Raw genomic sequence first — 4,602 nt, 5'->3', positions numbered from 1 at the left:
GCTCGGAAGCGGCTGGCGCGTCGTCTCCGTCAATCAACGGATCAGCTAGGCCGATCCGGCACGTTCGCCTGCGCGAACGTCGCCATGCCGTCGTGCAGGCCGTTCCTGCTGCCGTCGCATCAATCGGCGGAGCAGGGGCATCGGCTGGTGCTCCGGGCGCTCGACGTGCAGCCGCTGATCAGCCTCGACCTCAGGCTCGGCGAGGGATCTGGCGCCGCCATCGCGCTGCCGCTGGTGCGCCTCGCATGCAGCCTGCACAACGGCATGGCGACGTTCGCGCAGGCCAACGTCCCGGATCGGCCTAGCTGATCCGTTGGTTGACCGAGGCGACGCGCCAGCCGCCCGCGAGGCGGTCGATCCGGGTCAGCGACAGCGGGTCGATCACGAAGCGCAGCGCGGCCTCCGGTGTGAGATCGAGCGCGATGCAGAGCGCGGCGCGGACGGTGCCGGAATGCACGATCAGGGCTGCGGAGCCGGCGCCAATCCGCGACAGGCCCTGCCGAACGCGCGCGACCTGATCCGCAAAGCTCTCGCCGTTCGGCGGCCGTCCGCGCGCGGGATCCCGCCAGAATTGCGCATAAGCCTCGCCACCCTTGGTCGATAGCTCGTCGTGGCGGTGTCCGGACCAGTCGCCGAAATCCTGCTCGCGGAATTCTCCCACCAGCTCTGGTTCGAGCCCCAGCGCGCGCGCCGTTTCGACCGTGCGGCGCAATGGGCTGGCATAGCCGGCGACACCCGGCGGCAAGCGTTTCTGCAGAGCCGCCAAGGTCGCCTGATCGCCGAGATCGGCCGCCGCTTCGGCGGCATGGATCGTGCCCGCGATGCCGCACACGGGCGCATGCCGTATCAGCCAAAGGAAGGTCTCGCCTTCCATGCTCGTCTCCAAGGAAGTTGGTCGCTGTGGCCACGAGGCCGCAACTGGCACATTGCCTCCGACTTGGCGGCAATCCTAGATGCTTGTGACGGTTTTCCCGAGAGGGAATGAAAAGGGAATGCAGTGCGCGTTCGGGCTGGTGTTACCCTGGCCGGCACCGTCATTGGCTGGCGGCGCCTGCGCTAGTCCAGTCCGGTCTTGCCCGGTGCCCAATAGGCCTTGGCGCTCATCCGGGATCTCGCGACGTTCGCGGCTCTCAAGGCACGGCCGATGCGCTGGATCGACGAGGCCTTGCCGGTCAGGACGAAATGCGCGCTTGCGGCAAGGCGCAACAGTTCGGCCTCGACGGCGGCGAGATGTGCATCCTCGGCGCTTCGTACGATCGAGGTGGCCCTGCCGAGGCCGATCGCGGCCAGAACGGGATTGGTCTCCGCGGCGTCGGAAACCTCGAACATATAGGTCGTGTCGTCCGCCAGTCGACTGCCGCGGAATGCCGACGCGATACCGAACGAGGTTTCATCGCCGAACAGGATGATCGGAGCTTTCGCGGCGGACAGGTCGAGCGAGCGGCGCGGACCGAAGAACCAGCAGAGATCGCCTTCCCGCAAGCCGCTCGCCCAGCGGCTGCCGGGACCATCGCCGTGTGCGAAAGCCAGCAGCTTCGTCCGGCCCTTCTCCGTATCCCATGACATCGGCGTGTAGGTTCGCGCACTCAGCCCGGATCCCATCGCGATCTGGATCTTCTGGCCCATCGTCCACGCAAGGCCCTTGAGCGCGTCGCCCTCGAGCACGATCGATCGGAAGTGAGGCGAAAGCGTCTCGACCGCCGCGATAGACGCAGGGCGCATCAGCCATTGCAGCAGCATGCGTGCAACCGGTCCCTGCTGCGGCTTCGACGGCTCGTGCATCTGCGTTCGGTGGGGGGCGGTCAAACCCTTGCGTCTGTCGCTAAAGTCCTGCGGACATGCGAGCCCGCTGCTGAGTGAATCCATCTTCCGGCTCCCAGAGAATGCGCCCGCAGGCGCTCCCGAGCCTGAGTAGGAGATCGTCTCCGTCAGCGCATTCCGCAAACCTGACAATCCATTGCGAATTCCGGTCAGTGCGCGGCCATGCATCGCTCGGCGAGATAGCGCGCGGGCGGCTTGCCGAGCGCCTTGCGGAACATGGTGACGAAGGCGCTGGCGCCTTCATAGCCGAGGTCGAGAGCCACGGCGTGCACCGATGCGCCCTGGTCGAGGCGCTGAAGCGCAATGAGGATGTGAAGCTGCTGGCGCCAGCGCCCGAAGCTCATGCCGGTCTCGCGTTGCAGGATGCGCGTGAGGGTTCTGGGAGCAACGGCCATGCGGCGGCCCCACTCCTCGATCGTCGCCCGGTCGGAAGGGTCGGCCATCATCGCCTCCGCGATCCGGCGCAGCCTGGAATCCGTCGGCATGGGAAAGTGCAGCTCTTCCACGGGGGCCAGCGAGAGCTGGTCCAGCAGCACGGCCGCGATCCGCCCATCTGGCCCGTCGGCATCGTAGAGAGCCGGCATGTGGGTGGCATGGACCAGCAGACGTTCCAGCAAAGGGGAGATCGTCAGCGTGCAGCATTGCCGCGGCAGCGCCGGTGTCGCACCCGGTTCCACGAACAGGCAATAGACCTCGACGTTTCCGGCGACCCTCACGCCGTGCGCAACATGGCCGGGAATCCACACCGCGCAGCGCGGCGGTACGATCCATATGCTTCGACCGGCTTCCAGCCTGATCATGCCGCTCCGGGCGAGGACAAGCTCGTCCTTGGGATGGGTATGCATGGCGACCTCCGTGCCCTTCGTGACCATCTCGCCGCCGAAGGCTGCGATGGGGCGCGGCACGGTCTCGGGATCAAAATCCACAGCGTCATCGGGGCGCGGGTCGCCGCGGTCGAGTCGGAAGAAGGGCATGGTGAGCGGATGATCGATTTGGATGCGGGTGACTGCCTCCGGGAATATCTGGCGCGCGGCAACGACTTGCAATGCGAACCGCACTGATCTCGATCGTTTCTAACCGCCCTTCGCTGCGCCACGGGCCGCGACATGGCCGGCGCGCAGACCCATGATGCGCGGCGCCGCGGTCACGGATGCCTTTTCGCCGGCTGCCTTTCGGTGTAGCTCTGCGCTGGATGATACCTGCGCTGCCTGATGGGCGAGACATGGACAATGGCCGTCACCCGAGCAAGCGCGTATCCCTTGCGGGAATGCATATCGATCGCACCTCCGCGGTGCCGCTGCACCTGCAGATCGCCAAGCACATCCGCGACGGGATTCTGAGCGGCGCGTTTCCCTCGGGAACGCAATTTCTGGGATCGCGCGAGATCGCGCGCGAATTGGGCTGCTCACGCACGGTGGTGCTGACCGCGTGGGATCTGCTCTATGCCGAGGGCTATCTCGCATCGACGCCGCGCGGCAGCGTCATGGTGGCCGCCGTCACGGCCCCGCATGCTGAGCCCGCGTCGCCTGCCGGCAAGCCTGCCCACATGTCGGAGCGTTGGCGCGCGCTGCTCGGCCTCGATTACGAGACCAACTGGCCGTCCGTGTTCGCTCCCGGCGCGCCCGACATCTCGACCTTTCCGTTCAAGGATTGGTCGCGCCTGCTGCGCCAAGCCTGGCAGAATCCGAGGGAGCAGGAGTGCCTGGATCTTCCGCCGGAAGGCCATCCGCGCTTACGGAGCGAGATCGCGAACTTTCTCGGCTCGGTGCGCGGTCTGGTCTGCTCGCCGGACGAGGTCGTCGTCACCTCCGGTACGTCGGGCGCGCTGGATTTCTGCAGCCGGATGATCCTCGATCCCGGCGATGAGGTCTGGGTCGAGGAGCCCGGCTTCATCGAGGCGCGATGGGCACTCACCGCCGCCGGCGCAAGGCTCGTGCCTGTCCCGGTGGACGACAAGGGGCTGGTCGTCTCGGAAGGAATTCGGCGCGCACCGCGCGCGCGGCTGATCGTGGTCACGCCGTCGCATCAATATCCGCTCGGGGTCAGCATGGGCCTGGAGCGGCGGCTCGAGCTTCTCGACTACGCGAACAAGAACGACATCTGGCTGATCGAGGACGACTACAATTCGGAGTTCAGGCATCAGGACAGCATGATCGCCTCGCTGCGCTCGCTCGATCGCGACGGCCGGGTGATCTATTTCGGCACCTTCTCGAAGATCATGATGCCGAATCTGCGGCTCGGATATCTCGTCGCGAACAGGCACTTCATCGAAGGCTTCGCCAAGGGCCGCGCGCGAATCGACGTCCACACCTCCGGCATCGGACAGCTCGCCTTGGCGGAGTTCATGCGGGAGGGGCATCTGCTGCGCCACCTGCGCGCGATGCGGCGGGTCTATGCGGCGCGGCGCAAGGCGCTGATCGACGCGATCCAAACCCAAATGCCAGGCGATCTGACCGTGTCCTCTGCCGTGACCGGCTTGCACCTCGTGGCGCTGTTCACCGAGGCCATGCAGGCGCGGATGACCGACCGCGAGGCGGTCGCGATCTTGAAGCAGGCCGGTATCCAGGTGCAACCGCTGTCGCAGAATTTCCTGGCGCGGCCGACGCGGCAGGGCCTGGTGTTCGGTTACGGCCGGCTGCGCGTCGAGGACGCCGCGCCGCTGCTTGCAAGAATTGCAGCCTGCATCGGCAGCGCTTCTCACAGCGCGCCATCCGAGCCTCCGGATGCGCGCTCTTACTGATCGTACAATAAAGCGAAGCTGAGCCGACTGTTATGCATAGC

The 4,602-nt window shown here is 66.3% G+C and carries 5 protein-coding genes; 2 read left to right on the top strand and 3 right to left on the bottom strand.

The features are described 5' to 3' along the window. Positions 1 to 309 (top strand): nicotinate-nucleotide--dimethylbenzimidazole phosphoribosyltransferase (locus tag JHD07_RS33475; protein WP_291629936.1); only part of this gene is annotated, 309 nt, incomplete at its 5' end. Here the strand turns inward: JHD07_RS33475 and JHD07_RS33470 are convergent. From JHD07_RS33470 to JHD07_RS33460, 3 genes are all read right to left on the bottom strand, one after another. Beyond that, the gene (locus JHD07_RS33470; protein WP_291629933.1) at positions 302 to 874 is read right to left on the bottom strand and encodes a histidine phosphatase family protein; all 573 of its coding nucleotides are present in this window, start codon (positions 872 to 874) and stop codon (positions 302 to 304) included. The two genes, JHD07_RS33475 and JHD07_RS33470, sit on opposite strands and share 8 nt — an antisense overlap. A gap of 182 nt (positions 875 to 1,056) precedes the next feature. Beyond that, positions 1,057 to 1,782: a siderophore-interacting protein gene (locus JHD07_RS33465; protein ID WP_291629932.1), complete on the bottom strand. Its 726-nt coding sequence runs from the start codon at positions 1,780 to 1,782 to the stop codon at positions 1,057 to 1,059. A 188-nt stretch (positions 1,783 to 1,970) separates the two neighbouring features. Next, positions 1,971 to 2,879: a helix-turn-helix transcriptional regulator gene (locus JHD07_RS33460; RefSeq protein WP_291629930.1), complete on the bottom strand. Its 909-nt coding sequence runs from the start codon at positions 2,877 to 2,879 to the stop codon at positions 1,971 to 1,973. Positions 2,880 to 3,043: 164 nt separating this feature from the next. On the opposite strand from JHD07_RS33460, the gene JHD07_RS33455 reads away from it, so the two are divergent. Next, positions 3,044 to 4,561, top strand: a complete 1,518-nt coding sequence (locus tag JHD07_RS33455) for a PLP-dependent aminotransferase family protein (protein ID WP_291629913.1) — start codon at positions 3,044 to 3,046, stop codon at positions 4,559 to 4,561. Positions 4,562 to 4,602 lie beyond the last annotated feature (41 nt).

Origin of the sequence: Bradyrhizobium sp. (genome assembly GCF_016462955.1) — a bacterium.
Classification (GTDB): domain Bacteria; phylum Pseudomonadota; class Alphaproteobacteria; order Rhizobiales; family Xanthobacteraceae; genus Bradyrhizobium.
Note: the sequence above shows the minus strand (reverse complement) of the source record. Positions and strands in the feature narration are given on the sequence as shown.

Bases quoted from the DNA above. Each gene is read 5' to 3' on its own strand.
- JHD07_RS33470 (WP_291629933.1), bottom strand. From the start codon at position 874: ATGGAAGGCGAGACCTTCCTTTGGCTGATACGGCATGCGCCCGTGTGC.
- JHD07_RS33465 (WP_291629932.1), bottom strand. From the start codon at position 1,782: ATGCACGAGCCGTCGAAGCCGCAGCAGGGACCGGTTGCACGCATGCTG.
- JHD07_RS33455 (WP_291629913.1), top strand. From the start codon at position 3,044: ATGGACAATGGCCGTCACCCGAGCAAGCGCGTATCCCTTGCGGGAATG.